Here is a 25,360-nt window from a genome sequence, read left to right as displayed (position 1 = left end):
CGGCCTCAGCCGGCGCCCACCAGGACGTCCCCGACGGCCGTGCGCCGGTAGAGGACGGACCGGCCGCTCCGCTCCCGCGTGACCAGCCCTGACTCGCGCAGCACCGCGAGGTGGCCGCCGATCCCGCCGAGGCTCATCCGAAGCCGGGCGCTGAGCCAGGTCGTCGTGGCGGGCTCGGCGAGCAGGCGCAGCAGCTCGGCGCGGGTGCGGCCGACGAGCCGGTCGAGGGCGTCCTCGCCGTGCGGCGTCCGGCTCTCCCAGAGGGCGGCCACTCCCCGCGCCCGGTACATCAGCGTGTACGGCCAGTCCTGTTCGAGGGCGATGCCCAGCTCGGAGAAGACCACGGGCACGAGGGTCAGCCCGGCACCGCCCAGTCGGTAGGTGAAGTCGCCCTTGATGTCCGCCTCGATGACGCCGTCCCGCCAGCGCACCTGGCGGGACAGGCCGTCCAGCGCCGCCGCCCAGCCGTAGGCGGCGAGCCGCCCGGCGCGGTGGACGATGTCGCGTTCCAGGATCGAGCGCAGCACCGCCCAGTCCGGCTCCAGCAGGGCGTGCCACGCGGTCTCCATGCCGGCGGCGAGCCGCTCGACCATGTCGGGCGCGTCCAGGATGTCCCGGGTCGCGGCGTCCGGCTCCGGCAGCCCCGCCAGGTTGCGGGCGATCTCCCGCCGCGCCTGGTCGAGCGGCGTCGCCCGGACGGTCGCCAGCTGCTCGGCGACGGTGAGGTTGGGCCGGGCGGGCGGCGGGACGATGAAGTCCGCCATGTACCCGTGCCGGCGCCGCAGGAAGGCCAGCGCCCGGACGGCGGGGTCGCCGGCGATCTCCCGGTAGGCGGGCCGCGCCCGCTCCACCCACGGACCGAGCGGCCCGACGGGCCTGCGGTCGGCGACCAGGCCGAGCGCGGCGTACACCTCGATCAGGGGCGCGATCCCGAAGCGGCTGGCCGCGAGATCCCCCGGTCCCACCTCGATGCGGTACATGTTTCGCTCCTCCCCGAAACATTGTCCCGGAGCGGGACCGGTTCCGCACAGTCGCCGTATGACCGCCATCCCTTCCACCGCCGCCGCGCGGTACCGCGACGTCTTCGGCGTCGCCGAGTTCCGGACGCTGTTCTCCCTGCAGACGCTGCAGGTGGGCGGGGACTCCGTCCGGACGATCGCACTGTCCGTGCAGACCTACGCGCTGACGGGGTCGCCCGTCGCCGCGGCGCTCGTGTTCGCCGCCGGAATGCTGCCGTACGTGATCGGCGGCGCGCTGCTGCTGTCGCTCGCCGACCGGCTCCCGGCCAGGCGGCTGCTGGCCGGCTACCACGTGCTGCGTTTCGCCGTCACCGCGCTCCTCGCGCTGGGGATCCTGCCGCTGCCGGCGGTCCTGGCGCTGCTGGTCGCGGTGGGGCTGTTCGCGCCGGTGGGCGGCGCCGCCGTGCAGGCCCGGCTGCCCGCCCTGCTGCCCGGGGACGGCTACGTGCTGGGCCGGTCGCTGTTCACGATGACCAGCGCGGGCGCGCAGATCGCCGGGCAGGCGGCGGGCGGGCTGCTGCTGGCGGCGATCTCCCCGGCCGGGGCGCTGTGGCTGGCGGCGGCCGGCGCGGCGCTGGCCGCGCTGCTCGCCCACACCCGGCTGCCGGACGTCCCGCCGACGGCGCGGTCGTCGTCGTCCGGCCTGGCGGGCGAGACCTGGCGGACGAACCGGCTGCTGCTGGGCCGCCGCCCCACGCGCGGGCTGCTGCTCGCCGGGTGGCTGCCGATCTCCCTCTCGGTCGGCTCGGAGGGCGTCGCGGTGCCCTACGCGGCCGGTTCGGGGCGCCCGGACGCGGCGGGGCTGCTGCTCTCCGCCGCGGCGGTGGGCATGTTCGCGGGCAACTTCGTGGTGGGCCGCTGGATGCCGGCGGCGACACGCGAGCGCCTCACGCTCCCGCTGGCGATGCTGACGGGCGCGCCGCTCCTGCTGTTCGCGTTCGAACCGGGCCTGCCTGCGGCGTGCGCGCTGATGGCGGCCGGGACGTTCGGGCTGGGCTACGAGCTGACCGTCCAGCAGCGCCTCGTGGACGCGGTGCCCGAGGAGATCCGCGGTCAGGCGCTGGGGCTGTCCGGCAGCGGGCTGATGACGGGCCAGGCCGCCGGGATCGGCGCGGCGGGCGCGCTCGGCGAGTTCCTGGCGCCCGGCCATGTCATGGCGCTGTGCGGCGCCGCCACCCTCGCCGCCTGCCTCTGCCTGGCCCGTTCACTGCGCTGACCTCGTGCTGAGCCCCGGGACTACGAGGGGGCCGGGGGCGGCCACGTACTCAGTCCGGCCGTGGCCGTCCCCGGCTTTTGCGCGGTGCCTACTTCTCCCAGGGGAAGCGGTCGGCGAAGGCGGGCTTCAGATCGTCCAGCCAGACCGCCTCAGGGTCGTACTTGGCGAAGAAGGGCTTGCCCACCAGTTCGGAGTCGCGGCACTGGATGAAGTGCAGCGCGAACACCTTCTCGCCGTTCAGGTCGAGGACGCCGTCCACGCAGACCTTGCCCGGCGTCGCGGACATGGACGGGCCCCGGACGGTCCGAGCGAGGCCGGAGACGTTCTTGTAGGCGTCCCGGAAGATGTCGTAGGCGCGGGTGAGCGGGACGGCGAAGTAGTCCTGCGGTCCCGTGTCGCGCTCGACGAACATGTAGTACGGGATCAGACCCATGCGGGTCTGCGTTCGCCACATGCCCTCCCAGGTCTTGGCGTCGTCGTTGATCGTCCTGATCAGCGGGGCCTGGGTGCGGATGACCGCGCCGGTGTCCCGGATCCGGCGGCAGGCCTCGGCGACCATGAGGGGCTCGAGCTCGCGCGGGTGCGTGAAGTGCGCCATGAACGCCAGGTTCTTGCCCGACTCCACGACCTGCTCGAACAGCCGGAGCATGTCGTCGGCGTCCGGGTCGGTGACGAACTTCTGCGGCCAGTAGGCCAGCGACTTGGTGCCGATCCGGATGGACTCCAGCTGCTCCAGGTCGAGCAGCGGCTCGACGTAGCGGCGCAGCACCGGCTCGCCCATGATCATGGCGTCGCCGCCGGTGAACAGGACGCTGGTCACCTCGGGGTGGGCGATCAGGTACTCGCGCAGCGCGGTGGGCTCGTCGCCGGCCATCTTCAGGTCGGCCTCGCCGACGAACTGGGCCCAGCGGAAGCAGTACGTGCAGTACGCGTGGCAGGTCTGCCCCTGCTTGGGGAAGTACAGCACGGTCTCGTCGTACTTGTGCTGCATCCCGGGGATCTTGCCGTCGCCGAAGCTCGGGATGTTGAGCTCCATCTGGCCGGCCGGGTGCGGGTTCAGCCGCATCCTGACCCGGTGGGCGGCGGCCTCGACCTCGGCCTTGGGTGCCTCGCGGCGCAGCAGGTCCGACAGGTGGGCGACGTCCTCGGCGGGGAGCATGTCCGGGCGCGGGAAGACGAGCCGGTACATCGGGTCGTCGGGCGCGGCCGTCCAGTCGATCAGCTCCTCGATGACGTAGGCGTTGGTCCGGAAGGGCAGGACCGTCGCCACCGCCCTGGTCGCGAGCTGCTCGTCGGGCGACAGCCCGGCGCGAGCAGTGAGTTCGTCCAGGTGCTTCGCCGTGAAGGCGCGGAACTTGCGACCGGTGGATCGCACCGCGGGAGCCGCGTCGTTCACCAGTGTCACGTGTTGGTACTCCTTGCTGTCAGCGGGGTGGCGCGCCCCGGGCGCGTCCTCACGATGTGTGATCAGGAGTGCGCGGGACACCCCCATTGAACCCTTTGATACGGGTTCATGCCGAATTGATACCCCCTACCGGGCCGGGACAAAGGCTGGTCAAGGACGATCCAGACGAATCGCCTCGACATCATCTGTGACATACCGTCCCGAGTACAACGACTACGGCACGTCAACTTCTCCGTCATCCGGCGGTAACTCCTTCGTCGCCTGGCGGTGAGTTTCGCCACAGCCGCCGCCGCGACCGCCGCCGCGACCGCCGCCGCACCGGCACTACCAGCGGATACGCCGCAACAGGCGCCCCGGTCCCCGCAAGCCGCGATCTTGGGAAATACTGGGCGGGGCGGGCAGGACCGAAGCGGCGGGACCGGGGCGTGCGGCAGGGCACGCACGCGGTCACGCGGCGTGAGGGGGGCCGGTGGACGCTGTCGAACGGGACGGGCCGGGCGTCGTCCCGCTGCGGCTGGTCGTCCTCGCGACGATCGCCGGGATCACCTACTCGACCTTCGTGCTGGAGAACCTCCTCAGCCCCAAGCTCGACTTCTTCAACGGCTACGTCAGCGAGCTGTCGGCCGCCGACCAGCCGTTCCACCTCGTCTACAGCGCGGGCGACCTCATCACCGGAGTGCTGTCGATCATGGTGGCGGCCGGCACGCTGCGCAGGCTCACCCGCAGGCCCCTCGCCACCGCGGGCTGGGCGTTCCTCGGGCTGTTCGGCGTCTGCGCGATCGGCGACGCGTCCTTCCCGCTGGACTGCGCGCCCAGCCTGGAGACCTGGTGCGCGCTGCGGGAGCGCTCCGAGCACGTGTCGTTCTCCCACGAGTTCCACTCGGTGACCAGCAGCGCCGTGATCGTCTGCGGGGTCGCCGCGCTGCTGCTGCTCTCGCTCGCCGCCCGCCGCTACGGCTGGTGGCCGGCGCTCGCCCGCTGGGGCTGGCTGCTCGCGCTCGCCGAGTCGGTGTCGGCGCTCGGCACGCTCGTCGCGATGTACCTGGGGCAGTGGCTCGGGGTCGTCCAGCGCGTTCAGATCAGCATCCTCGTCCTCGGCCTGCTGGTCATCGCCTGGGCGCTGTACGCCGACCGGCGGGAGGCGGCGCGCGCCGCGCGGGACGACACCGCCGCCGTGACGGAGGGGGCCCGGCTGTGAGTCGACTCGTGAACGTCGGGCGCGAGCAGGTCCATGTGGTCGAGTCCGGCCCGCCGGGCGGGCCGCCGCTGCTGCTGACGTCCGGGCTGGGCGGCGCGTGGTTCGACTGGACGCCCAGCGTCGAGCAGCTGCGGGCCGGGTACCGGGTGACGGTGTTCGACCGCCCCGGCCTCGGGCTCAGCCCGGCCGCGGTCGCGCCGCCGTCGCTGCGCCGCGACACCGCGATCCTGGAGGCGCTGGCGGAACGGGCGGGCGCGCCGGTGACCGTCCTCGCGCACTCGATGGCCGCGTTCCCCGCCGAGGCCCTGGCCCGGCTGCGGCCCCGGCTCGTCCGGGGGCTGGTGCTGCTCGACCCCAGCTTCGAGCACGACCCGCGCGTACGCGTCCGGACGGCCGCCGCGCTGACCCCGCTGGCCACGGCGACCGGCACGGTCCTCGGCGCGACCCGCGTGGCGAAGGTCGCCGGGCCGCTCGGGCGGCGGCTGGTCCTCAAGCACACCAGCCGCCGGGACGAGGCCGTCCCGCGCCGCGTCGTCCGGTCGGCGTACGGGCGCGGAACGGTGATCGGCACGGTGATCGCGGAGGAGCTGGCCTACCGCGAGATGGCCGCCGACCTGGCCCGGCTGCGGGAGCGGCGCCCGTTCCCGCCCGTCCCACTCGTCGTGGTGACCGCGCTCGGCGACGTCCACGACCCGGACCGCAGGCGCGACTGGGCCGACGGCCACGAGCGGCTCGCCCGGATGAGCCCGCACGGCAGCCGGATCGAGCTGCCCGACGCCCTGCACATGGTCCCGCTCGACCGTCCCGACGTGGTCGCCGACGCGGTCGCCCGCGCCGGCCGGGTCAGGGAGTCCGCATGAGAAGGGGGCCGGTCCTCGTCCTGGCGGTCCTGCTCGCCCTGACCATGTCGGGCTGCAAGGTGATGCAGCGCATCTCGGAGGGCGCGTACCGCAACGCGGTCTCCGACGGGGTCGTGGACGAGCTCGAGGTCCGCGGCATCGCGCTGCGGGAGCGCCCCGCCTGCGAGTCGCCGGTGCCCGCCACCGGTTCCGTGGTGCGGGTGGCCTGCACGGCCCGCACCACGGCCGGGGAACCGGTCACCGTTGAAGGGGTCGCCTACAACGCCGACACCGACCGTCCGCGCGAGAGCTACGTGGTCACGGTCGGCGGGCGCGAGGTGCTGCGCAAGCACTGCCTCGGCCTCGGCTGCGAGCACCCGAACACCTGACCCCGGACGGCAACGAATCCACCTGCGGACCTCAAAAACCCACCACTCGACGCATACAAGCCCGTACTGTCGGTGACTTAGCCGTTGTGAAGATAAGTCGCAAGAAGGCCCTGATCCTGGGGTCCGCCGCGCTCATCGTGCTCGCCCTCGCCGGCGGGGTCTCGTACCTGGCGCTGTCCGGCGGCAAGGAGCTGAAGTACAAGACGCAGGCCGCGCTGCGCAGCGCGCTGCCGGTCACCGCCGCCGCCGAGCTGCACCAGCGGGGCGTGACGCTCGCCGCGCCGCTCAAGTGCGCCGACCTGCCCGGCTGGACGAAGGAGCGGCTGCGCGTCTCGTGCACCGGCACCACGTCCGACAGCAAGCGCGTCGAGGTCCTCGGCAGCGGCGAGAAGCAGACCGCCAAGACCTACTACACGATCCTCGTGGGCGGCCGCCCGGTCGTGGAGAACGCGACCTGCCTGGGCGCCGACTGCCACAGCCAGGAGGCCGGCGGCCGCGGCTGACGCCCGGAAGGTGATGATCGCCACTCCGGCCGGGCGCTGCCAAGGCAGGTGAAGGAACGCCATACGATGCGATGAGCTGCGTTGTTGCGGCACACCGCTTTTTCCTTCCATCTCCCTGGAGCGGCCATGACCGGCACTGGCGAGCCGTCGCGTGCCGGGGCGCCGCGCCGCGTGCCGCCGCCTCCGCTGCCGGTCGCGGTCGACACGATGGGCGGCGACCACGCCCCCGGGGAGATCATCGCCGGCGCGGTGGACGCCGTCCGCGAGCACGGCGTCCGGCTCGTGCTGGTCGGGCAGGCCCCGCGGATCCGCCGGGAGCTCGACCGGTACGGCTATATCGGCAAGATCCCGATCGTGCACGCCGACGAGGCGCTCGACATGGGCGAGGGCGCGCTCGCGAGCTGGCGCAAGCCCCGCTCGTCCATCGCGATCGCCTGCCACCTGATCAAGCAGGGCCGGGCGTCGGCCCTGGTCTCGGCGGGCAGCACCGCCGGGGTGGTGGCGACGTCGCGGCTGCGGCTGAAGGGCCAGCAGGGCGTGCTGCGCCCGGCCATCGCGGTGACGCTGCCGACCCGCCCGCGCCCGACGATCCTGCTGGACGCGGGCGCCACCGCCGACGTCAAGGCGGAGACGCTCGTCCAGTTCGCCGCCCTCGGCACCGCCTACGCGCAGATCCTGCTCGGCCCCGACCGTCCGACCGTGGGGCTGCTCAACATCGGCGCCGAGGCGGGCAAGGGCAACAAGCTCGCCAAGCGGGCCCACGAGCTGCTCGCGGGCGGCAGCCACGGCATCGAGTTCGCCGGCAACGTGGAGGGCCACGACCTGCTCGCCGGGCGGGTCGACGTCATCGTCACCGACGGGTTCACCGGCAACATCGCGCTCAAGACGATGGAGGGGACGATCGGCGCCGCGTTCAGCGAGATCCGCGACGCGATGACCGCCACCCCGGCGGCGCGGATGGGCGCGCTGCTCCAGCGGCGCCGCCTCCAGGACCTCCGCGACCGGCTCGACCCCGACACCTACGGCGGCGGCGTCCTGCTCGGCCTGAACGGCACCGTCGTGATCGCGCACGGCGCCTCCCGCGCCCGCGCGATCACCTCGGCGTGCGAACTGGCGCACCGCCTCGCCGCCGGGCGGATCGTCGAGCGGATCCGCGAGCAGGTCGCCGCGACCCGCACCTCCCGGTTCGGCCGCTGGACGCACGGCGAGCGCGACGGCGACAGACCGCCGGACAAACCCCCGGAGCAGCCCGTCGAGGGCCCGCCGCCGCCCCGGCAGCCGGTCAGCGGGCCCGCGGGCGACACCGTCCCCGACCGCACCGACCCGCAGTAGCGGGAAAACCGGGTCCGGCCGGCGGCCCCTCGCCGATAACCTTGGGACATGCCCGATCCGCAACTCGTACTCGCCGCTCGGGTCCAGGCCGCGCTGAGCGCCGCCTTCGGACCGTCATACGCGGACGCCGACCCGGTCATCCGGCCGTCGCAGTTCGCCGACCTTCAGGCCAACGTGGCACTGCCGCTGGCCAAGAAGCTGGGCCGCAAGCCGCGAGACGTGGCCGACGAGATCGTCAAGAACCTCGACACCGCCGACGTCGTGGCGAACGTCGAGGTCAGCGGGCCGGGCTTCATCAACCTGACGCTCAGCGACGGCTGGATCGCCGCCCAGGCGCAGCACGCCCTGGAGGACGCGCGGCTCGGCGTCCCCGCGGTCGAGCGGCCGCAGAAGACCGTCGTCGAGTACTCCTCGCCGAACGTGGCGAAGGAGATGCACGTCGGCCACCTGCGGACCACGATCGTCGGCGACGCCATCGCCCGGATCCTGGCGTTCCTCGGCCACGACGTCGTCCGGGACAACCACGTCGGCGACTGGGGCACCCCGTTCGGCATGCTGATCGAGCACCTGCTCGACCTCGGCGAGGACGCCGCCGCGCGGGACGACTCGTCCGTCAGCGACCTGACCGCGTTCTACCAGGCCGCGCGGGAGAAGTTCGACGGCGACGAGGAGTTCGCCGACCGGTCCCGGCGGCGGGTCGTCGCCCTCCAGGCCGGCGACGCCGAGACCCTGCGGCTGTGGAACGTCCTCGTGGACGTGTCCAAGCGGTACTTCAACGCCGTCTACGGGCGGCTCGGCGTCACCCTCACCGACGACGACATCAAGGGCGAGAGCTTCTACAACGACCTGCTGGCCCCGACCGTCCGGGAACTGGAGGACAAGGGCATCGCGGTGATCAGCGACGGGGCGCTGTGCGCGTTCCCGCCCGGCTTCACCGGCCGCGAGGGCGAGCCGCTGCCCGTGATCATCCGCAAGAGCGACGGCGGCTACAACTACTCCAGCACCGACCTCGCCACCATCCGGTACCGGGTCGACACCGAGCACGTCGACCGGATGATCTACGTCGTGGGCGCGCCGCAGTCCCTGCACTTCCAGATGGTCTTCGCCGTCGCCCGGATGGCGGGCTGGCTGAGCGACGAGGTCCAGGCCGACCACGCGCAGATCGGCAACGTCCTCGGCACCGACGGCAAGATCCTCCGCACCAGGGCCGGCGGCACCGTCAAACTAGCCGAACTCCTCGACGAGGCCGTAGAACGCGCCGGCGCCGCGTTCGACGAGGTACAGCACGACGACTCGTTCGACGACGAGACCCGCGCGGCCATCGTGCAGGCGGTCGGCATCGGCGCGGTGAAGTACGCCGACCTGTCGGTGGCGCGCGACAGCGAGTACGTCTTCGACTTCGACCGGATGATCTCGTTCCACGGCAAGACGGGCCCGTACCTGCAGTACGCGGCGGCCCGGATCCGGTCGATCTTCCGCAAGGGCGGCGTCACCGTCGAGGACGCGACCGGCCCGATCACGCTCGGCCACCCCGCCGAGCGGTCCCTCGCCCTCGAACTGCTCGGCTTCGGCGCCGTCCTGAAGCAGGCCGGCGACACCGCCGAGCCGCACCGGCTGGCGTCCTACGTCTACGCGGTCGCCGACGCCTACACGACCTTCCACGAGAACTGCCCGGTCCTGAAGGCCCCGGACGAGGCGACAAAGGAGTCCCGCCTGGCCCTGTGCGCAGCAACACTGCGCACCCTGGAAACAGGCCTACACCTCCTAGGCGTCCCAACCCCAGAACGCATGTAAGAAACCCCAACCACCGCCTCACGGGTCGGGCGGCCGGAGGGCGCCCTAGCGCCCGCAGGTCGCCCGACCCGCCGGTCGGCGGGCTGTTTCACGAGACGCGCCAGCGGATCGGGAAACGGCCCGCCGACCGGGCGGGGGTTCCAGGGGGTCGCCCCCCTGGGCCAACACAGCACGGGTCGGGCGGCCGGAGGGCGCCCTAGCGCCCGCAGGCCGCACGACCCGCCGAGCCGGGCGACCGCAGCGACACGACGACAACCCGCACGGTCACAACACACCAGAACCGTGGCGTGAGGATCGACCGGCTCGCGACGGGGGTTCCAGGGGGTCGCCCCCCTGGGCCAACACAGCACGGGTCGGACGGCCGGAGGGCGCCCTAGCGCCCGGAGGCCGTCCGGCCCGCCGGGCGGGAGGCTGTTTCACCGAGACGCGCCAGCGGATCGGGGAAACGGCCTCCCGCCCGTGGCGGGGGTTCCAGGGGGTCGCCCCCCTGGGTAGACACAGACACCCCCCGTTCTTCGGCTACCTTCTCCCGCACTGCCGGGACGACCTCCAGGGCGAAGACCGGGAGGTCTGCCGGGTCGCCGGCGTACAGGAATGTGTCGACGCCGTGGCCGATGGCGAGTTCGGTGAGTTCGTAGACCCACTGGCGGGGTGGGCCGTGCAGGAAGCCGTGGGAGTCGCGTCCGTCCAGGGTGCCTTCGAGGATGTAGACGCGGCGGATGGCGGCCGGGTCGCGGCCGGACTGGGTGGCGGCGTCGTCGAGGCGGCGGCGGCCGTCGGCGAGGCGTTTGGGCGGGACGCGGGACGACGGTGCGATCCAGCCGTCGGCGATCCGGCCGGCGAGGTCGATGCCGCGCGGGCCGGTGACGCCGAGCCAGACGCCGATCTGCCGCTGCGGGGCCGGGCCGGCGTCCGCGGCGGCGAACCGGTAGTGGTCGCCGTCGAAGCGGAGTCCGGCCTGGTCGCTCCAGTGCAGCCGGATGAGCCGCACGGCCTCTTCCAGGGCGCGGAGCGCCGCCGCGCCGCCGGGCCGGGTGCCGCCGTAGGCCTCGATGCCGGCCGGGTCGGCGCCGGCGCCGAGGCCGAGTTCGACGCGGCCGCCGCTGAGCAGGTCCATCGTCGCGATGGCCTTGGCGAGCGCGGCGGGCGGGCGCAGCGGCAGGCACGCCACCGCGGGCAGTGCCCGGATCCGGGACGTGCCGGCCAGCACGGCCGCCAGCAGCGTGAGCGCGTCGGCGGTGCCGCGCCGGTGCGGCAGGTCGCGGACGCCGAGCAGGTCGAGGCCGTAGCGGTCGGCGTCCTGCGCGGTGCGCAGCAGCGGGGCGGCGGCGGCCGGGTCGAGGCAGGCGCCGAACCGCAGCCGCCGGCGCGGCGGGTGCGGCGGCGTCACTGCAGGTAGCCCTCAACCTCGTCCGGCGGCCGGACGCCGGCGGCGTCCGGGTCCTGACCGGCCTCCAACCGGGCCCTGCGGCGGCGCAGCAGGTCCCAGCACTGGTCGAGGGCCACCTCCAGCTGTTCCAGCCGCCGGTGCTCCTCCTCGCGCCCCAACTCGTCGCGCTGGTAGCGCTCGCGGAGCCGCTGCTCCTCGCCGACGAACTCGTCGATGCGCGCGAGGATGTCCTTCTCGTTCATCGGCTCTCAGCGCTCGCGGCCGGCGTTGGTGAGCCCGCTGAGGAACCCGCCCTCGCTCCGCGTCGAGTGCTGGAACGGGCCGGTCTTCGGCTCGACCATCGAGGACGCGGGCCGCGCGGCCGCGGCGGTGGTCCCCGCCGCCTCCATCGCGCGGCGGGCGGGCGTCTTGCGGGCCGTGGTGGACCGCGTGGACGACCCCGACCTGGACCCCGACTTGGTGCTGGCGGTGGTCCTGGACGAGGTCGTCTTGCGGGCCGCGGAGGTCCGCGACTTGGGCGCGGACGCCTTCTTGGCGGTGCTCGACGGCTTCGACTTCGCCGTGCTCGACCGCGACGTGCCGGACTTCGACGTGCTCGTCCGGGCCGAGGTCGTCGGCCGCGACCGGCTGGACGCCGCCGAGGTCGTCTTGCGGGACGAGCCCGACTTGGACGTGCTCGCCTTCGCCTTGGACGTCCCCGACTTCGCCGTGCCCGACTTCGAGGTGCTCGCCTTGGACGAGCTCTTGCTCGCCGGCGTGCTCTTCTTCGCCGTGCTCGACTTGGCGGTGGTGGTGATGACCTTCGCCGCCGCGTCCATCGCCTTCGCGGCGTCGGACATCGCCTTGGTCGCGCTGGTCATCGCCTTGGTCATCGCCGTCATGGCCTTGGCCGACGAGGACGCCTTGGTCGCCACGGACTTCATCTGCGTCGCGGCGGTCTTGGCCTGGCTCGCGGCCTTGGTCACGCGGGTCGCGGCGGCCGACGACGTCCGGCTGGACGACGTCGACTTCTTCGCCGTGCTGCTCTTGGTCCCCGTCGACCTGGTCGTGGTCGACCGGGACGACGAGCTCGCCGCCGACGTCCGCTTGGCCGCCGGCTTCTTGGCGGTGGTGGACTTGCCTGATGTGCTCTTCGCGCGACCGGCCGTCCCTCGGCTCGCGGTCGTGCGCGATGCGGTTTTGGTTGCCACTGATCTCCCCCCCGAAATGATCAGTTACGGGGAGATCTATTCCACACTTTGTGACCCTCTACACGCGAAGCGTCATATCGAATTAGACGCCCACCGGGTGCCAGACGGTCTTCGTCTCCAGAAAAGCCGTCATACGGGCGGTTCCCGGCTCCTCGGTCCAGTCGGTCTCCGCAGGGCGCAGCACGCGTTTCAGGTTCTCGGCGGCCTTCTCCTCCAGGCCGGCGACCTGGTCGTCCGGGACGCCGGCGAGGTCGATGGCGTTGACGTCCATGTGGGTCGCCAGCCAGGGCGCGATCTCCGCGCGGCGGCCGGTGAGGACGTTGACGACGCCGCCCGGCAGGTCGGACGTCGCCAGTACCTCGGCGAGGGTGATGGACGGCAGCGGCGCGGGCTCGGAGGCGACCACCACGGCGGTGTTGCCGGACACGATCGCGGGCGCCACCACCGACACCAGCCCGAGCAGCGGCGAGTCGGGCGCGACGACGGCGACGACGCCCGTCGGCTCGGGCGTGGAGAAGTTGAAGAACGGCCCGGACACCGGGTTGGCGGCACCGGCGACGGCGCTCAGCTTGTCGGCCCAGCCCGCGTACCAGACCCACCGGTCGACGGCGGCGTCCGCCTCGGCGCCCGCGGCGCTCTTGGAGGCGCCGGCCTGGCGCAGCTCGTCCACGAACTGGTCGCGGCGGCCCTCCAGCATCTCGGCGACCCGGTACAGGATCTGGCCGCGGTTGTAGGCGGTGCGCCCGGACCAGCCGGGGAACGCCTTGCGCGCGGCGACGACCGCGTCCCGGGCGTCCTTGCGGGACGCCTGCGAGGCGTTGGCGACGAAACGGCCCTTGGCGTCGGTGACCACGTACGACCTGCCGGACTCCGATCGGGGGAACGCGCCGCCGATGAACAGCTTGTAGGTCTTGCGGACGGCGAGACGGTCAGGCATTGAGGTAGGCCTCCAGTCCGTGGCGTCCGCCCTCGCGGCCGAACCCCGATTCCTTGTAGCCGCCGAACGGGGAGGCCGGGTCGAACTTGTTGAACGTGTTGGCCCACACGACCCCGGCGCGCAGCCGCTGCGCCGTCCAGAGGATCTGGGAGCCCTTCTCGGTCCAGATGCCGGCCGACAGCCCGTAGGGGCTGTTGTTGGCCTTGGTGACGGCCTCGTCCGGGGTGCGGAACGTCAGCACCGACAGCACCGGCCCGAAGATCTCCTCACGCGCGATCCGGTGCGACTGCGCGACGCCCGTGAAGATCGTCGGCGCGAACCAGAACCCCTGGGACGGCAGCTCGCACGGCGGCGACCACCGCTCGGCGCCCTCGCTCTCCCCCGCCTCCGACAGCTCCTTGATCTTCGCGAGCTGCGCGGCCGAGTTGATCGCGCCGACGTCGGTGTTCTTGTCGAGCGGGTCGCCGACGCGCAGCGTCGCCATCCGCACCTTCAGCCGCTCCAGCACCTCGTCGGCGACCGACTCCTGGACGAGCAGCCGCGACCCGGCGCAGCACACGTGGCCCTGGTTGAAGAAGATCCCGTTGACGATGCCCTCGACGGCCTGGTCTAGCGCCGCGTCCGCGTAGACGATGTTGGCGGCCTTGCCGCCGAGCTCCAGGGTGAGCTTCTTGCCGGTCCCCGCCAGGGAGCGGGCGATCCGCCGTCCCACCTCGGTGGACCCGGTGAAGGCGACCTTGTCGACGCCCTCGTGCTCCACCAGCGCGCGGCCCGTCTCCCCGGCGCCGGTGACGATGTTGACGACGCCCGGCGGCAGTTCGGCCTGCCGGCAGATGTCGGCGAACAGCAGCGCGGTCAGCGGCGTCGTCTCGGCGGGCTTGAGCACCACCGTGTTGCCGCAGGCCAGCGCGGGCGCGATCTTCCAGGCCAGCATCAGCAGCGGGAAGTTCCACGGGATCACCTGCCCCGCGACGCCCACCGGCTTCGGGTCGGGCCCGAACCCGGCGTAGGGGAGCTTGTCGGCCCATCCCGCGTAGTAGAAGAACCAGGCCGCGACCAGCGGCACGTCCACGTCCCGGGACTCGCGGATCGGCTTGCCGTTGTCGATCGACTCCAGCACCGCCAGTTCCCGCGACCGCTCCTGGACGATCCGGGCGATCCGGTACAGGTACTTGGCGCGCTCCCGGCCGGGCATCGGGCCCCACACCTTGTCGAAGGCCGTGCGCGCGGCCTTCACGGCGCGGTCGACGTCGCCCTCGTCGGCGCAGGCGATGTCGGCCAGGACGCTCTCGTCCGCCGGGTTGACCGACTTGAACGGCTCGCCGTGCCCGTCGGTGAACTCGCCGCCGATGAACAGCCCGTAGGAGGCGCGGATGTCGACGACCGCCCGCGACTCGGGCGCCGGCGCGTACTCGAAGACCATGGTCAGTCCAGGGTGAAGTAGTCGGGACCGGAATACACGCCGGTGGCCAGCTTGCGGCGCTGCATGAGCAGGTCGTTCAGCACGCTGGACGCGCCGAGCCGGAACCACTCGGGGGTCAGCCAGTCCGGGCCGGCGGTCTCGTTCACCAGCACCAGGTACTTGATCGCGTCCTTGGTGGTCTTGATGCCGCCGGCCGGCTTGACGCCGACCTGCCGCCCGGTGGCCGCGCGGTAGTCGCGGACGGCCTCCAGCATCACCAGCGTGACCGGCAGCGTCGCCGCCGGCGCCACCTTGCCCGTGGACGTCTTGATGAAGTCGGCCCCGGCCCGCATCGCGAGCCACGACGCCCGCCGCACGTTGTCGTAGGTCGCCAGCTCGCCCGTCTCCAGGATCACCTTCAGGTGAGCGTCCCCGCAGGCCTCCTTGACCGCGGTGATCTCGTCGAACACCTTGGCGTAGTCGCCGGCCAGGAACGCGCCGCGGTCGATCACCATGTCGATCTCCGCCGCGCCCGCCGCGACGGCGGCCCGCGTGTCGGCGAGCTTGGCCTCCAGCGGCGCCCGGCCCGCCGGGAACGCCGTCGCCACGCTCGCGACGCCGATGCCCGTCCCCGCCAGGGCCCGGACGGCGGTGTCCACCATGTCCGGGTAGACGCAGACCGCCGCGACCGTCGGCACCGACGCGTCCGCCGGGTCCGGGTGGGCGGCCTTGGCGCACAGCGCCCGCACCTTCCCTGGCGTGTCCGCGCCTTCCAGCGTGGTCAGGTCCACCATCGAGATCGCCAGGTCGATCGCCTCGGCCTTCGCGGTCGTCTTGATCGACCTGGTGGCCAGCCGCGCGGCCCGCTCCTCGGCGCCCACCCGGTCCACGCCCGGCAGGCCGTGCAGGAAGGCGCGCAGCTCGGCGGCGCCGTTGAGAGTCTCCGTTGACACTCCCACAGCATCGCCGAACTACGTCCCCGGCACAAAACAGACACCTAACGAAGCGATGTCGCCGTCCACCCCTCGGGGCCGGAACCGAGCAACTCGACCGTCTCGGCGGCGCGCCACGCGTCCCCCACCAGGTACACCGACCCGACCCCTCACGCGTCCCACCAGGGACGACGGAGGTGGACGATGGGGTTCGGGTTCCGTGTGGGCGTGCCGGGGATGAGCGTACGCGTGTCGAGCCGGGGCGTACGGACGTCCGTCGGACCGCGCGTGGCACGCGTCCATGTAGGCGGCGGACGCAGGACGACCGTCTCCAGCGGCATGGGGCCGTTCTTCGCTTCGACTTCGGTGGGCGGGTCCCGGCGTCGTTCCACCGCGAAGCGCCCGGCGCGTCCCCGCACCGTCGGCCCGGCCCCTGCCCAGCTCGAACGAGCCCGCCGCCAAGCCGAACGCGCCGAGCAGGACGCGCAGCGGGACGCGGCGATCGCGCACCTGGAGGAACTGCGGCGCCAGACGACCGGCGTCCACCTCCAGACGTTCCCGCAGGCGCGACCACCGTTCGTGCCGCCCCCGCCGCAGTTGGCACTCCCCTGGGCCCTGGCGGAGGCACAGGCGTTCCACCTCGCGGGCATCGGCCGCTTCGCCCGCGCGGACCGCGCCGCGGCCCGTCATGCCGCCGAGCAGGACGCGCCCGCCTACCTGGCCGCCGAGCAGGCCCGCCTCAACGACGTCTACCGGCAGCTGCACGCAGCCGCCGACGAGTGGTGGCGGGCCCTGAACGACAACGACGAGGACACCGTCTGCGAAGCGGTCAACACCGCGTTCTCCGACAACCCGGCCGCCGGCAGCGCGGTCGGTCTCGACGGGACGGTCCTGTCGATCGTGATCCGCCAGCCCGACTTGGACGCGCTCCCGACCCAGGCCCCGGGCCTGACCTCCGCCGGCCGTCCGACGTTGAAGGCGATGACGAAGCGCGACCGGTTGCTGTGGTGGCTCACGTCCATGGGCTCCAACATCGTCGCCGCTCTCAACGAGGCGTTCGCGACCGCGCCCGGCATCATGGCGATCGACCTCGCCGTCCTGACCCGCATGCCCGACACGCAGCGCCTCGGCATCGTCGCCTACGGCCGCTGGACGCGCCAGGCCGTGGCCTCCGTCCCATGGCGCCGCGCGGAAGACGCGCTGCGCTTCCTGGACATCGCCGAGGACGTCGACTGCTCAGTGCGCACGACCGCGTCCGGCAACCTCTCCACCTCCGTCAAGCCCCTCGACACCGCCAAGATCCCCGGCCTGGAGGCCCTCCTCGCCCAGATCGAGGACGTCCCCAAAGCACCGCCAGAACCCGCCGCACTCGGAGGCGGGCTTCGAGGACCTCGGGTGCATTGTGTCCAGAAGCCGGGGTGCTGATGGCGCCGACCACGTATCGTTGCCGAGCGTTACAGGTCAATCACGGGGGGCGCTATGGCTGCGGCCACACCGGGTACGTACACTCAAAGGCGACAGGCAGTTGACCAATTGGAAGAAGCATCCCAAAAAGGAAGGCGAGGATGCGCTGCGGCAGATCGCAGCTATGGACTGGCGCGTGGAGGATCCGCCTAGGTACTACACCGTCAAGTGTCCGTGTGGTCTGCACCAGCGCCAGGTACACCTCACCCCATCGAACCCGAACTACTTCAGACAAGCAGTGAGCTGGTGCCAGAGGGTCTGCTCACCGGCGAACCCCGAGGAGGAGGAAGGACCATGAGCAAATCTGAACGGTCCCAGCTTTGCCTTGAGTTCCAACTGCTCCTGGCACCGGGGACCACGATTGAAGACGTCCACGCCCACGGCCGGCGGGTGATGGAGGAGCTTCTTCGGCTTGAGGACTGCAACAGCGACTTCACCGACTCAGCCGTCAGCACCAACGCCGAGACGAGCACCATCACCATCGAACTGCTGGTCCTCAACACGGCGGACCCCACCGCCGCTCTGCAACGCGCTCTGGACCTCATACGCACAGCCGCGCATGCTGCCGGCGGCGCTACCCCGGACTGGCCGACCGTGAGCGAAATGCCGGTCCAGGTCCAGTTCGCGAAGGCCCAAGAGCTCGCCTCGGCCTAAGAGGTCGTAACAGAATCAGCGGACGAGGCGTCGCCAGCAGATGATGGCTGCGGCGAGGGTCATGAAGGCTTCGTGGATGTCGTCGCGGATCTCCCAGCGGATGCGCAAGCGGCGGAACCAGTGCAGCAGGCCGATGGTGCGCTCGACCACGTAGCGGTGGACGCCCAGCCCGGACCCGTGCGGGGCGCCGCGGCGGGCGATGACCGGCTTGATGCCCTTGGCCCATACCAGGCGCCGGTACTTGTCGTGGTCGTAGCCGCGGTCGGCCAGCAGCCGCCCGGGTCTTCTCCGAGGCCGGCCGACCCGGCCCCGAACGGGCGGCACCGCCTCCAGCAATGGCATCAACTGGGTGACGTCGTTGCGGTTCCCGCCGGTCAACGACAAGGCGAGCGGGATGCCGTGGCCGTCGGTCAGCACGTGGTGCTTGGAGCCCGGCCGGCCGCGGTCGACCGGGCTCGGCCCGGTTTTGGGCCGCCCTTCAAAGCCCGGACATGGGAGCTGTCGATCACCGCCCTGGACCAGTCCAACTGCCCGGCGGCGTGCAGCTCCTCCAGCAGCAGGCGGTGCAGACGCTCCCACACCCCAGCCCGATGCCACTCGGCCAGCCGCCGCCAGCACGTCATCCCCGACCCGAACCCCACCTGGGGCAGGAACTCCCACCGGATCCCGGTGTGCAGCACGAACAAGATCCCGCACAACACCTTGCGGTCGTCCAGCCGCTTACGCCCGGCGTGGCGCTTGCGACGCTCCACCTTCGGCAGCAGCGGCTCGACCCGCTCCCACAGGCTGTCGGGCACCATCCATGGGGGTTGCTCGCCCTTACGCACCGGCCCACACCACACCCGACCGTCACCACATGTCGCGCTACATGCACATTTTGTTATGACCTCTAATACCCCGGCCTGAATCTGCCGAAAGATCAGCGCGACGCCTCGGCCTCGGTCGTGGACGATGTCGAGTCTTTCGCCGCCTAGGTCAGGTCTTATCCGGACACCAGCGCGCCTGCCAGGGGGGCGAGGGCATTGCCTCCAACCGCCGCCCGCCTAGCAGACATCGCCGAGCCGGCGCCTTCCCGGTCGGGCGTCAGCGGGGGGAGAGTCTGAGGGTGGTGTCCCTGGGGCCGGGGCGGGTCATCGGCTCGGCGTGGGGGGTGCTGCCGTACTTGGCCATGTAGGCGGCGTCGACCTGCTCGTTGACGGCCGGGTCGGTCTCGTCGGCGAACGTCACGTCCACGGTCATGCCGTCGGCCTGGATCCGGCCACGGTGGGTGCTCTCGGCGGTCCGGTACCAGTGGCCGCCGGGGCCGTTGACCGAGCGCACGTACATCTCCTCGCCGCTGCGGACGATCCAGATCGTGGTCGGGCTCCGTAGCGTGCCGTCGCTCTCCTCCGGCGCGATCTGGATCTCGTCGGCGCCGCCGAGGCGGGTCAGGTCGTCACTGCTCCAAGTGGACATGCCGGGGTCATGCCCGGCGAGCCGTTCGATGCGGCCCGTATTGCGCGAATTTGGCGATGTTCTGAGGGTCTTCGTCCCGTCGCGTTGACATCGGGAAGGTCTGCACCTCTAAAGTACTAGCATCCTAGTGAAATGGAGGTGGCGGTGATCGAGTTCCATCTGGACTCCGGGTCGGGGGTGTCGCCCTACATGCAGCTCGTCCGGCAGGTGCGGCACGCGCTGCGGCTCGATCTGCTGCGGGTCGGCGACCAGCTGCCCACGGTCAAGGACGTGGTGGCGCAGCTGGCGATCAACCCGAACACCGTGCTCAAGGCCTACCGGGAGCTGGAGCACGAGGGGCTCGTCGCGCCGCGTCCCGGGGTCGGGACGTTCGTGACGCGGTCGCTGGCCGGCGAGTCGCTCGCCGCGCACGGGCCGCTGCGCAAGGACCTGGAGCGCTGGCTCGCCAAGGCGCGGCTGGCCGGGCTGGACGACGAGAGCATCGAGGCGCTGTTCACGACCACATTTCGGTCCGCCAGTCAGGAGGACATAGCGTGACCGCCGTTCTGGAGGCCCGGGGGCTCGGCAAGAGGTACGGGCAGCGGTGGGCGCTGTCCGACTGCACGCTGGACATTCCGGCCGGGCGGGTCGTCGGGCTCGTCGGCCCGAACGGGGCGGGGAAGTCCACGCTGCTGAACCTGGCCGTCGGCCAGATGCAGCCGACGGCCGGGAGCATCACCGTGCTCGGCGGCCGTCCTGCGGAGAGCCCGGCACAGCTGGCCAGGGTCGGGTACGTCGCGCAGGACACGCCGACGTACGCCGGACTCAGCGTCAGAGACCACCTGACGCTCGGCGCCCGGCTCAACCCGCGGTGGGACGACGCCCTCGCGCGCGAGCGGATCGAGCGGCTCGGGCTCGACCTCGGGCGCAAGGCCGGGAAGCTGTCCGGCGGGCAGCGCGCCCAGCTGGCGCTGACGCTGGGCATCGCCAAGCGGCCCGAGCTGCTGATCCTGGACGAGCCCGTCGCGGCGCTCGACCCGCTGGCCCGGCGCGAGTTCCTCCAGGGGCTGATGGAGGCCGTCGCCGAGCAGTCGCTCAGCGTCGTCCTGTCGTCCCACCTGGTGTCGGACCTGGAGCGGACGTGCGACTACCTGGTCGTGCTCGTGGAGTCGCACGTCCGGGTCGCCGGTGACGTCGACGACCTGCTCGCGACCCATCACCGGCTGACCGGGCCGCGCAAGGAGACCCTTCCGGCGGACCAGCACGTGGTGTCCGAGAGCCACACCGACCGGCAGAGCACGTTCGTCGTCCGGACGGACGGCCCGATCCACGACCCGGCCTGGACGGTCGGGCGGCTCGGTCTTGAGGACCTCGTCCTCGCCTACATGGCCAAGGCCCCGATCCGTCCCGCACTGGAGGCGATCCGATGATCTGGCTGACGTTCCGGCAGTTCCGGGTCCAGGCCGCGGTGGTGTTCGGCGCGCTCGCCGTCCTCGGCGTGGCCCTCGCCGTCAGCGGACCCGGCCTGGCCGACACCTACGGCAAAGGGCTCGCGTCGTGCGGCTCGGAGGAGGCCTGCACCCACTTCGCCAAGCGGTTCTTCACCGACCACCAGGTGGAGTACGGCGCCATGATCGCGATCGTGACGGTCCTGCCCGCCCTCATCGGGATCTTCTGGGGCGCGCCGCTCATCGCCCGCGAGCTGGAGAGCGGCACGCACCGGCTCGTGTGGAACCAGAGCATCTCGCGGAGCCGTTGGCTGGCCGTCAAGCTCGGCCTCGTCGGGCTGGCCGCGATGGCCGCCTCCGGGCTCGCCGTCCGCGCGGTCGACTGGTGGGCGGTCCCCCTGGACCAGGCCGTGACCGACAGCTTCCCGCGGATCGCGCCGCTCGCGTTCGGCGCGCACGGCATCGTCCCGATCGGGTACGCGGCCTTCGCCTTCGCGCTCGGCGTGACGGCGGGCGTGCTCACCCGGCGCACCCGGGCGCGAGGCCGCCCTGCCCGGCGCCCTGATCACGGGAGCGTGCGCCCCGCCGGGACCGGACCTGGCGCCCGCCCGTGGGGCGGGCGACCCGGCGCCCCCCGACGGGCCCTCCGAGGAGTGCTTCGACGCGATCGCGAAGCTCGGCTACAAGCAGCAGGTGGTCTATCAGCCCGCCGACCGCTTCTGGCCGCTGCAGTGGGCCGAGACGGGGCTGTTCGCCGTCCTCACCCTGGGGCTCTGCGGCGTCTGCTTCCACTGGACGCGCCGCCGCCTCTCCTAAGAGCCACTGCCGGAGAGGGTCAGCGTGCGCTGGATCCGCTCGGCGGCCGCGCGCATGCGGTGCGCGGACCGCTCGATGCGCGACAGCTTCGCCGGCCGGCAGGAGATCGCGAGGGCGCCGGTCACCGCGCCCGTCGCGTCCGTCACCGGGACGGCCGCGCAGCCGGTGCCGAGCGCGTACTCCTCGCGGTCGAACAGCAGGCCGCTCGGTGTGCTGAGAGAGCGCACCAGCCGGGCCGGCTCGGTGATCGTGTGCGGGGTCAGGTCGACGAGGGGGTGCCGGGACAGGTAGTCGCGGCGGCGCTCGTCGTCGAGCTGGCTCAGCACGCACTTGCCGATCGCGGTCGCGTGCGCGGCGTCCTCGAACCCGATCGACAGGTCGACGCGGGGCGCGCGGGGGCCGTCGGCGATGTCGATGAGGCGGATCTCGTCGTCCACCTGCATGCCGAAGTAGGCGGCGGCGCCCAGCTCGTCGCGCAGCGCGGCGAGGGCGGGCCGGAGCCGGGCGAGCAGCTGCTGCGCCCGGCTCTGCCCGTGCAGGGTCTCGACGCGCTCGCCGAGCACCCAGACGCCGCCGGGCAGCCGGGTCGCGTAGCCCTCGTGGGCGAGGGTGCGCAGCAGGTGGTAGGTGGTGGCGAGCGGGAGCCGGGCCTCCCGGGCGAGCTGCTTGGCGGGCGCCCCGCCGGGGTGCGCCGCCACCGCCTCCATGAGGTGGAGGGCGCGCTGGACCGAGGCGATGAGCGTGGGTTTGCGTGACTCGCCCATGACGCGCGGTGCACCCCTCTGGTCCGATCTGGTCGAGCCTTCGGCGCCGGTGCGTCCATTGGATCACCTCCCGGCGACGGACGCCCGGGTGTTTCCCGATCCGGTCACGGGAAATGCGGTCACCATGAGTCAGCAGACGCATACGCATGTCGACGAGCGGACGGCCCGGAAGGTCGCCGAAGAGGCGCGGGAGACCGAATGGCGGCTGCCGAGCTTCGGCAAGCAGCTGTTCCTCGGCGATTTCCGGCTGGACCTGATCCACCCGCATCCGCGTCCGGATGCCGAGCAGCGGCGCAAGGGCGAGGCCTTCCTCGCCCGGCTCACCGAGTTCTGCGCCACCCGGGTCGACTCGGCGCTGATCGAGCGGGAGGCGCGCATCCCCGACGACGTGATCGCCGGCCTGCGCGACCTCGGCGCGCTCGGCATGAAGGTCCCGGAGAAGTACGGCGGGCTCGGGCTCAGCCAGTACCACTACGGCCGCGCGCTGATGGTCGTCGGATCGGTGTGCGGGGCGCTCGGCGCGCTGCTGTCGGCGCACCAGTCCATCGGCGTCCCGCAGCCGGTCAAGATGTTCGGCACCCGGGAGCAGAAGGAGGAGTGGCTGCCGCGCTGCGCCCGGCAGATCAGCGCGTTCCTGCTGACCGAGCCCGACGTCGGCTCGGACCCGGCCCGGCTGCGCGCCACCGCCGTCCCGGACGGCGACGACTACGTCCTCAACGGCGTCAAGCTGTGGACGACCAACGGCGTCGTCGCCGACCTCGTCGTGGTGATGGCGCGCGTCCCGAAATCGGCCGGGCACCGCGGCGGCATCTCCGCGTTCATCGTGGACATGGGCACGCCCGGCATCACGGTCGAGAACCGCAACGCGTTCATGGGGCTGCGCGGCATCGAGAACGGCGTGACGCGGTTCCACGACGTCCGCGTCCCGAAGGCGAACCTGATCGGCGCGGAGGGCGCCGGGCTGAAGATCGCGCTGACCACGCTGAACACCGGGCGGCTGTCGCTGCCCGCGATGTGCGCGGCGAGCGGCAAGTGGGCCGCCCGGATCGCCCGCGAGTGGTCGCGGGAGCGGGTGCAGTGGGGCCGGCCGGTCGGCGAGCACGAGGCCGTGTCCCGCAAGATCGCGTTCATCGCGGCGACCGCGTACGCGATGGAGGCGATGCACGACCTGTCCAGCCAGCTCGCCGACGACGAGCGGAACGACATCCGGATCGAGGCGGCGCTGGCGAAGCTGTGGTCGTCGGAGATGGCGTGCCGCGCCGCGGACGAGCTGATGCAGCTGCGCGGCGGGCGCGGCTACGAGACCGCCGCGTCGCTCGCGGCGCGCGGCGAGCGCGGCGTGCCGGTGGAGCAGGTGGTGCGCGACCTGCGCATCAACCGGATCTTCGAGGGCTCCACCGAGATCATGCACCTGCTGATCGCCCGCGAGGCGGTGGACGCGCACCTGTCGGCGGCCGGCGACGTCATCGACCCCGACGTCTCCACCGCGCGCAGGGCGCGGGCCGCGGCGAGGGCCGGCGGGTTCTACGCGCGCTGGCTGCCGACCCTCGTCACCGGCGCCGGGCAGCGGCCGAACTCCTACGCCGAGTTCGGGGTGCTCGCGCGGCACCTGCGGTTCGTGGAGCGGGCGTCCCGCAAGCTGGCCCGGTCGGTCTTCTACGCGGCCGGACGCTGGCAGGGCGGCCTGGAGCGCAAGCAGGGGTTCCTCGGCCGGATGGTCGACATCGGCGCCGAGCTGTTCGCGATGAGCGCGGTGTGCGTCCGCGCCCACGCCGACGCGTCCGGCCGGGGCGGCCTCTCGGACGGGGCACCCGGCAAGTCGGCGCTGCTGCTCGCCGACGCGTTCTGCAAGCAGGCGCGGGTCCGCGTGGAGGAGCTGTTCGACGGGCTGTGGCGCAACACCGACGCGATGGACGCGAAGCTGGCGCGGGCCGTCCTCGACGGCGACTTCGCCTGGATCGAGGAGGGCGTCCTCGACCCGTCGATCCCGGGCCCGTGGATCGCGCCGTCCGAGCCGGGGCCGAGCGGAACGGAGTCCGTGCACCGGACGATCGGCTGATCCGGCACCGCTGCGACCGGGCGACACGCCGTCCGGGCGCCCGCCAGGGCGGTCACTGACGGACGCCCGGCGTGCACGCATGGGTAGACTGTCCCGACCTTCGCGCCAGAGATCGGCCGGCCCCGAGCGGGCCGGGACACGGATCCGGCGAACGAGAAGCCGAACGCCAACGCACCCAGCGAGCGGGAAGTATGCAGTCACCTGGTCAGAAGAAGTCCATCGCCGGCAGCCTCCTCGGCCTGCTCGGCAGCGGCCCGAAGAAGGGCGGCCCGGCCGCCGGGCCCGCGCCGCACGTGAACGCCGACGGGGACGTCGTCCAGCCCGCCGCCGGGGAGGGCGCGCTGGAGAACCACCTCGGCGGGGACGAGGCCCGCAACTACCGCAAGTACGAGTACGAGACCGTCGCCCCGCACGTGGGCCGGTCGATGCTGGAGGTCGGCTCCGGCCTCGGGCACTTCTCCGAGCAGTTCGCGGGGCGGCTCGACTACCTCGTCGTCAGCGACAACGACCCGTACTGCGTCGGCGAGCTGCGCAAGCGCCACGACGGCAACGACGACGTCGAGGTCATCGACCTGGCCCTGCCGGCCGACATCACGATCCGGCGGAAGGTCGACACGGTCGTGATGATGAACGTGCTGGAGCACATCAAGGACGACGTGCAGGCGCTCCGCGACCTCGCCGCCGTCACCGAGCCCGGCGGCCGCATCGTCATCTGGGTGCCCGGCTACATGCAGCTCTACGGCGACTTCGACCGCAAGGTCGGGCACGTCACCCGGTACACGCCGCAGACGCTGGAGGCGTCCGTCCGGGAGGCGGGGCTCGTCCCCGAGGTGCTCAAGCCGATCAACTTCCTCGGCGGCATCGCCTGGTGGTTCGCGGTGCGCCGCGGCGGCGCCGGCTACCCCGACCCGCGGCTCGTCAAGATCTACGACCGGACGGTCGTGCCGACGACCCGCACCATCGAGCGCTTCGTCCGCCCGCCGTTCGGGCAGACGGTGTTCTGCGTCGCGCGCGTCCCGCGCTGACCGCGCGGTACACCTGCTGGAAGGCGATGGTGCCGGGTCACGGAACGCGGCTCGGCACCGTCGCTTTTTTCTGTCGCCCCGAACGGTATGTCTCGCGCGCCGTCGGGGCCCCCGGACCACGACACTGGGCAGTGGCCGGACGGGTCACGG

The 25,360-nt window shown here is 72.4% G+C and carries 26 protein-coding genes; 14 read left to right on the top strand and 12 right to left on the bottom strand.

Annotated features, from left to right (window positions below):
• Window positions 1-5 precede the first annotated feature (5 nt).
• On the bottom strand, window positions 6-980 hold the full coding sequence (locus HUT06_RS07215) for a helix-turn-helix transcriptional regulator (protein ID WP_176194998.1): 975 nt from the start codon (window positions 978-980) through the stop codon (window positions 6-8).
• Between the two features lie 58 nt (window positions 981-1,038).
• On the opposite strand from HUT06_RS07215, the gene HUT06_RS07210 reads away from it, so the two are divergent.
• Window positions 1,039-2,235 carry an MFS transporter gene (locus tag HUT06_RS07210; RefSeq protein ID WP_176194997.1) on the top strand — a complete coding sequence of 399 codons (1,197 nt, stop codon included), beginning with the start codon at window positions 1,039-1,041 and terminating at the stop codon, window positions 2,233-2,235.
• An 88-nt stretch (window positions 2,236-2,323) separates the two neighbouring features.
• Here the strand turns inward: HUT06_RS07210 and HUT06_RS07205 are convergent, their stop codons facing one another.
• Window positions 2,324-3,640, bottom strand: a complete 1,317-nt coding sequence (locus tag HUT06_RS07205; RefSeq protein ID WP_176194996.1) for a KamA family radical SAM protein — start codon at window positions 3,638-3,640, stop codon at window positions 2,324-2,326.
• 469 nt (window positions 3,641-4,109) lie between these two features.
• Between HUT06_RS07205 and HUT06_RS07200 the strand changes: the two genes are divergently transcribed.
• The 6 genes from HUT06_RS07200 (at window position 4,110) to argS (ending at window position 9,695) form a co-directional block, all read left to right on the top strand.
• The gene (locus HUT06_RS07200) at window positions 4,110-4,838 is read left to right on the top strand and encodes a DUF998 domain-containing protein (protein WP_176194995.1); all 729 of its coding nucleotides are present in this window, start codon (window positions 4,110-4,112) and stop codon (window positions 4,836-4,838) included.
• The gene (locus HUT06_RS07195; protein ID WP_254715025.1) at window positions 4,835-5,698 is read left to right on the top strand and encodes an alpha/beta fold hydrolase; all 864 of its coding nucleotides are present in this window, start codon (window positions 4,835-4,837) and stop codon (window positions 5,696-5,698) included. Before HUT06_RS07200 ends, HUT06_RS07195 begins: the two co-directional genes overlap by 4 nt.
• Entirely contained in the window at window positions 5,695-6,066 is a 372-nt protein-coding gene (locus tag HUT06_RS07190; protein WP_176194994.1) for a hypothetical protein, read from the top strand. Before HUT06_RS07195 ends, HUT06_RS07190 begins: the two co-directional genes overlap by 4 nt.
• Before the next feature lie 86 nt (window positions 6,067-6,152).
• Window positions 6,153-6,569: a hypothetical protein gene (locus HUT06_RS07185; protein ID WP_176194993.1), complete on the top strand. Its 417-nt coding sequence runs from the start codon at window positions 6,153-6,155 to the stop codon at window positions 6,567-6,569.
• Between the two features lie 126 nt (window positions 6,570-6,695).
• On the top strand, window positions 6,696-7,901 hold the full coding sequence (plsX, locus tag HUT06_RS07180; protein WP_176194992.1) for a phosphate acyltransferase PlsX: 1,206 nt from the start codon (window positions 6,696-6,698) through the stop codon (window positions 7,899-7,901).
• Window positions 7,902-7,949: 48 nt separating this feature from the next.
• The gene (gene argS / locus HUT06_RS07175) at window positions 7,950-9,695 is read left to right on the top strand and encodes an arginine--tRNA ligase (protein ID WP_176194991.1); all 1,746 of its coding nucleotides are present in this window, start codon (window positions 7,950-7,952) and stop codon (window positions 9,693-9,695) included.
• A 373-nt stretch (window positions 9,696-10,068) separates the two neighbouring features.
• Here argS and HUT06_RS07170 read toward each other — a convergent pair whose 3' ends face one another.
• The 6 genes from HUT06_RS07170 to deoC form a co-directional block, all read right to left on the bottom strand.
• The gene (locus HUT06_RS07170) at window positions 10,069-11,085 is read right to left on the bottom strand and encodes an LLM class flavin-dependent oxidoreductase (protein ID WP_217711233.1); all 1,017 of its coding nucleotides are present in this window, start codon (window positions 11,083-11,085) and stop codon (window positions 10,069-10,071) included.
• The gene (locus tag HUT06_RS07165) at window positions 11,082-11,327 is read right to left on the bottom strand and encodes a DUF2630 family protein (RefSeq protein WP_176194990.1); all 246 of its coding nucleotides are present in this window, start codon (window positions 11,325-11,327) and stop codon (window positions 11,082-11,084) included. Before HUT06_RS07165 ends, HUT06_RS07170 begins: the two co-directional genes overlap by 4 nt.
• 6 nt (window positions 11,328-11,333) lie before the next feature.
• On the bottom strand, window positions 11,334-12,275 hold the full coding sequence (locus tag HUT06_RS07160) for a hypothetical protein (RefSeq protein WP_176194989.1): 942 nt from the start codon (window positions 12,273-12,275) through the stop codon (window positions 11,334-11,336).
• An 82-nt stretch (window positions 12,276-12,357) separates the two neighbouring features.
• Window positions 12,358-13,212, bottom strand: a complete 855-nt coding sequence (locus tag HUT06_RS07155) for an aldehyde dehydrogenase family protein (protein ID WP_176194988.1) — start codon at window positions 13,210-13,212, stop codon at window positions 12,358-12,360.
• Window positions 13,205-14,635, bottom strand: a complete 1,431-nt coding sequence (locus HUT06_RS07150; RefSeq protein WP_176194987.1) for an aldehyde dehydrogenase family protein — start codon at window positions 14,633-14,635, stop codon at window positions 13,205-13,207. The genes HUT06_RS07155 and HUT06_RS07150 overlap by 8 nt, the downstream gene beginning before the upstream one ends.
• 2 nt (window positions 14,636-14,637) lie before the next feature.
• Window positions 14,638-15,567, bottom strand: coding sequence for a deoxyribose-phosphate aldolase (gene deoC, locus HUT06_RS07145; RefSeq protein ID WP_176194986.1), 930 nt, complete (start codon window positions 15,565-15,567; stop codon window positions 14,638-14,640).
• Between the two features lie 267 nt (window positions 15,568-15,834).
• Here deoC and HUT06_RS07140 point away from each other — a divergent pair, with 267 nt between their 5' ends.
• Window positions 15,835-16,971: a hypothetical protein gene (locus tag HUT06_RS07140; RefSeq protein WP_176194985.1), complete on the top strand. Its 1,137-nt coding sequence runs from the start codon at window positions 15,835-15,837 to the stop codon at window positions 16,969-16,971.
• 333 nt (window positions 16,972-17,304) lie between these two features.
• The gene (locus HUT06_RS07135; RefSeq protein WP_176194984.1) at window positions 17,305-17,664 is read left to right on the top strand and encodes a hypothetical protein; all 360 of its coding nucleotides are present in this window, start codon (window positions 17,305-17,307) and stop codon (window positions 17,662-17,664) included.
• Between the two features lie 15 nt (window positions 17,665-17,679).
• On the opposite strand, the gene HUT06_RS07130 is transcribed toward HUT06_RS07135, so the two are convergent.
• Window positions 17,680-18,464 (bottom strand): IS5 family transposase gene (locus HUT06_RS07130; protein WP_176194983.1). Its coding sequence is split into 2 segments (ribosomal slippage): window positions 17,680-18,134 and window positions 18,134-18,464, totalling 786 coding nucleotides; the frame shifts between segments, so codons are not numbered across the junction.
• 283 nt (window positions 18,465-18,747) lie between these two features.
• Window positions 18,748-19,119, bottom strand: a complete 372-nt coding sequence (locus HUT06_RS07125) for a DUF2255 family protein (RefSeq protein ID WP_176194982.1) — start codon at window positions 19,117-19,119, stop codon at window positions 18,748-18,750.
• Window positions 19,120-19,251: 132 nt separating this feature from the next.
• Between HUT06_RS07125 and HUT06_RS07120 the strand changes: the two genes are divergently transcribed.
• Both HUT06_RS07120 and HUT06_RS07115 read left to right on the top strand, forming a co-directional pair.
• Window positions 19,252-19,656, top strand: a complete 405-nt coding sequence (locus HUT06_RS07120; RefSeq protein ID WP_176194981.1) for a GntR family transcriptional regulator — start codon at window positions 19,252-19,254, stop codon at window positions 19,654-19,656.
• Window positions 19,653-20,528, top strand: coding sequence for an ABC transporter ATP-binding protein (locus tag HUT06_RS07115; RefSeq protein WP_176194980.1), 876 nt, complete (start codon window positions 19,653-19,655; stop codon window positions 20,526-20,528). Before HUT06_RS07120 ends, HUT06_RS07115 begins: the two co-directional genes overlap by 4 nt.
• Window positions 20,529-20,634: 106 nt before the next feature.
• Here HUT06_RS07115 and HUT06_RS44390 read toward each other — a convergent pair whose 3' ends face one another.
• Window positions 20,635-21,069: a hypothetical protein gene (locus HUT06_RS44390; protein WP_254715024.1), complete on the bottom strand. Its 435-nt coding sequence runs from the start codon at window positions 21,067-21,069 to the stop codon at window positions 20,635-20,637.
• A gap of 170 nt (window positions 21,070-21,239) precedes the next feature.
• On the opposite strand from HUT06_RS44390, the gene HUT06_RS45140 reads away from it, so the two are divergent.
• Complete coding sequence (locus tag HUT06_RS45140) at window positions 21,240-21,362, top strand: hypothetical protein (RefSeq protein ID WP_302931786.1); 123 nt, start codon at window positions 21,240-21,242, stop codon at window positions 21,360-21,362.
• Here HUT06_RS45140 and HUT06_RS07105 read toward each other — a convergent pair.
• On the bottom strand, window positions 21,359-22,126 hold the full coding sequence (locus tag HUT06_RS07105; protein WP_176194979.1) for an IclR family transcriptional regulator: 768 nt from the start codon (window positions 22,124-22,126) through the stop codon (window positions 21,359-21,361). The genes HUT06_RS45140 and HUT06_RS07105 overlap by 4 nt on opposite strands.
• Window positions 22,127-22,250: 124 nt before the next feature.
• Between HUT06_RS07105 and HUT06_RS07100 the strand changes: the two genes are divergently transcribed.
• Both HUT06_RS07100 and HUT06_RS07095 read left to right on the top strand, forming a co-directional pair.
• On the top strand, window positions 22,251-24,185 hold the full coding sequence (locus HUT06_RS07100; RefSeq protein ID WP_176194978.1) for an acyl-CoA dehydrogenase family protein: 1,935 nt from the start codon (window positions 22,251-22,253) through the stop codon (window positions 24,183-24,185).
• 191 nt (window positions 24,186-24,376) lie between these two features.
• Window positions 24,377-25,210: a bifunctional 2-polyprenyl-6-hydroxyphenol methylase/3-demethylubiquinol 3-O-methyltransferase UbiG gene (locus tag HUT06_RS07095; protein ID WP_176194977.1), complete on the top strand. Its 834-nt coding sequence runs from the start codon at window positions 24,377-24,379 to the stop codon at window positions 25,208-25,210.
• Window positions 25,211-25,360 lie beyond the last annotated feature (150 nt).

Source organism: Actinomadura sp. NAK00032 (assembly GCF_013364275.1).
Taxonomy (GTDB): Bacteria; Actinomycetota; Actinomycetes; order Streptosporangiales; family Streptosporangiaceae; genus Spirillospora.
This window is presented reverse-complemented; position numbering and strand designations above follow the sequence as displayed.

Coding starts and splice junctions, on each gene's coding strand:
- HUT06_RS07215 (WP_176194998.1), bottom strand. CDS start 980: ATGTACCGCATCGAGGTGGGACCGGGGGATCTCGCGGCCAGCCGCTTC.
- HUT06_RS07210 (WP_176194997.1), top strand. CDS start 1,039: ATGACCGCCATCCCTTCCACCGCCGCCGCGCGGTACCGCGACGTCTTC.
- HUT06_RS07190 (WP_176194994.1), top strand. CDS start 5,695: ATGAGAAGGGGGCCGGTCCTCGTCCTGGCGGTCCTGCTCGCCCTGACC.
- plsX (WP_176194992.1), top strand. CDS start 6,696: ATGACCGGCACTGGCGAGCCGTCGCGTGCCGGGGCGCCGCGCCGCGTG.
- argS (WP_176194991.1), top strand. CDS start 7,950: ATGCCCGATCCGCAACTCGTACTCGCCGCTCGGGTCCAGGCCGCGCTG.
- HUT06_RS07165 (WP_176194990.1), bottom strand. CDS start 11,327: ATGAACGAGAAGGACATCCTCGCGCGCATCGACGAGTTCGTCGGCGAG.
- HUT06_RS07155 (WP_176194988.1), bottom strand. CDS start 13,212: ATGCCTGACCGTCTCGCCGTCCGCAAGACCTACAAGCTGTTCATCGGC.
- HUT06_RS07150 (WP_176194987.1), bottom strand. CDS start 14,635: ATGGTCTTCGAGTACGCGCCGGCGCCCGAGTCGCGGGCGGTCGTCGAC.
- HUT06_RS07135 (WP_176194984.1), top strand. CDS start 17,305: ATGAGCAAATCTGAACGGTCCCAGCTTTGCCTTGAGTTCCAACTGCTC.
- HUT06_RS07125 (WP_176194982.1), bottom strand. CDS start 19,119: ATGTCCACTTGGAGCAGTGACGACCTGACCCGCCTCGGCGGCGCCGAC.
- HUT06_RS07120 (WP_176194981.1), top strand. CDS start 19,252: ATGGAGGTGGCGGTGATCGAGTTCCATCTGGACTCCGGGTCGGGGGTG.
- HUT06_RS07105 (WP_176194979.1), bottom strand. CDS start 22,126: ATGGGCGAGTCACGCAAACCCACGCTCATCGCCTCGGTCCAGCGCGCC.
- HUT06_RS07100 (WP_176194978.1), top strand. CDS start 22,251: ATGAGTCAGCAGACGCATACGCATGTCGACGAGCGGACGGCCCGGAAG.
- HUT06_RS07095 (WP_176194977.1), top strand. CDS start 24,377: ATGCAGTCACCTGGTCAGAAGAAGTCCATCGCCGGCAGCCTCCTCGGC.